The organism is Spirochaetota bacterium (assembly GCA_040756435.1).
GTDB lineage: Bacteria > Spirochaetota > UBA4802 > UBA4802 > UB4802 > UBA4802.
On record JBFLZD010000118.1, the window covers coordinates 1 to 2,164 of the forward strand.

Genomic DNA, 2,164 nt, shown 5'->3' on the forward strand with positions numbered 1-2,164 from the left:
TAAATTCTCGGTCGCTAGTAGGTTCGAAAAACCAAGAACATCGAGATAAGCAATCAATCGATTTTCTGCTATCTTCATGATTTCATTTCCTCTGCCCGAAGGGCCAATCTAACATTTGCTTAACCTGTAATTCCGGCCCGAAGGGATTGGCGCACTTTTTGCCGAGCGCAGCGACTGCAAAAAGTGTGACAAAAGGAATTATCAGGTTGAAGCAGTTGTTGGACGTCTTACTTTTTTATAATTTCCTTACGCTTTTCTTCAACCATACGTATTATACTACCAAAATCAAAGAGTATATCAAATCCATTGTTTATACCCATACGCCTAGCATAAACTCTAACTTTATACTCAAGTGTACCTGTTCTATCTGAAATAGAAAAATATTTCCATACGGGTAAATTATCTTTAATTAACACACGAAAATCTTCATTTTTATCAAGTGTATAAAGTAAGTTAATTACTTCATTGACATAAATATGATCTTCCTTACGTGATACACTTGTAAAATATAGATCTGATGCCTTTCTATTTCCTGTTACATCCAATGTGCAAAGAATTGAATACTCATATTCATCGGAAAAACTTACTGAATCAATATTAAGGAAAAAAGCACCATCTTTTTCACCACTATCCAGAGACCAATCTGTTAGGTATTTATCTACCTTTACTCGATTTAGATTTATATCAGTATTTCGTAATAAATTATCTTGTAATTGTCTTATAGCCTTTTGGAAGTCAGATCTAAAATCTGCGTAATACTTATCTCTTAAAAATAGAGGTATCTGACAATCTTCAAGAAGTACAGGTATTGTTACAACTCGTTTTTCTTCTAATTCTCGTAACAAGCCAGCTGTTAATTCTTTTTTACACCATTCAGATTCAACAGATTTTTTAGATAACATTATTAACAATACAGATGCTTCAGAAATTGCATCCTGTACTTTTTGAATTAATGAATCGCCGAAATTTAGTTGCCATTTATCAATCCAAACATGGAGATTTTCTTTAACTAAATACTTTGCAATTTTTTCAACGATTTTTGAATCTTCATGGGAATAACTTATAAACACTGACACTATTTCCTCCTGCGCCGAAGGCGTCCGTCCAACATTTGCTTAACCTGCAATTCCGGCCCGAAGGGCTTGGCGCACTTTTTGCTGAGCGTTCCCCAGCGTAGCTGGGGCGCGACCGCAAAAAGTGTGACAATAGGAATTGTCAGGTTAAAGCAGTTGTTAGCCGATTTTTCATATTAAATTGTAGAATGATTCTTAATTATGTGATTAAAATATTATTTAAACAAATTATCTAAGTTATTATCTCTATCTATTTAAATCCAGTCATTTATAATTCCAAGGAAGCAGAATTTATAAATATGATATTTATTTCAATATTGGTATATTGAAATGATAGTTCCTAAAATGTTTTCTCTTTATTTCCTATTCTTGATACCGAAGTTAATCATTCATTTGATCGTTGCACTTTAAAAAATGAAAATCATTGGTGTCAAATCATACGCCTATTGTCATTCAAGGGCAATATATTATCAGGCGATATAACCCGGCTAAAAGTAAAACAGCGAAATTTCTAACCGTATTAGATATCGCCATCATAAAACATAATTTGAGGTGGCCATGTACATATGCAAAGCTTATATCCCATACATTTTGCTATTTGACCTCAGCTAAATGAAGCTTTTCTTTGACCTCTTTATACTTATATGAATCCTCTCATTTTTCTCGTTTTGGCAATATGTCGTTAACAGTTTAATGGAAGAGATAAAAGTTCTTAACATGGAAACACCCTTGAAATGAAGCTTTAGATCAAACCATAAGTGACTTCGACTTATTCAATTATACGTATAGCAATTGCAATTAAAGATTTTTGAGTACCAGAGCTTCCGATAAGCCCAAATTGTTTGTTATAGGTAACCATGCTAATATTGTTTTTATCAGCTTGGTATAAAATTATCGCATTTGCACCTTTAGAAGCTGCTTTTTTCTGTAAAGCTTCAATTAAATCTGTCCACTCATGGATCATTATGCTGAGCCCTGAATTTTGGACAATATTTTGAGTGAAATACGGTGGATGAAGCTCTTCCTGAACATAAGGGAGGAGGTATAAGATACCACTATGAGAAAGCGATACGATAAGGCATTCAAGGCAA

The 2,164-nt window shown here is 33.6% G+C and carries 2 protein-coding genes; both read right to left on the reverse strand.

Annotation, left to right across the window (positions count from 1 at the left end; genetic code table 11):
- Positions 1–227 precede the first annotated feature (227 nt).
- Complete coding sequence (locus AB1444_16380) at positions 228–1,076, reverse strand: toll/interleukin-1 receptor domain-containing protein (GenBank protein ID MEW6528231.1); 849 nt, start codon at positions 1,074–1,076, stop codon at positions 228–230.
- Between the two features lie 766 nt (positions 1,077–1,842).
- On the reverse strand, positions 1,843–2,164 hold a 322-nt coding region (locus tag AB1444_16385; protein MEW6528232.1), incomplete at its 5' end, for a hypothetical protein.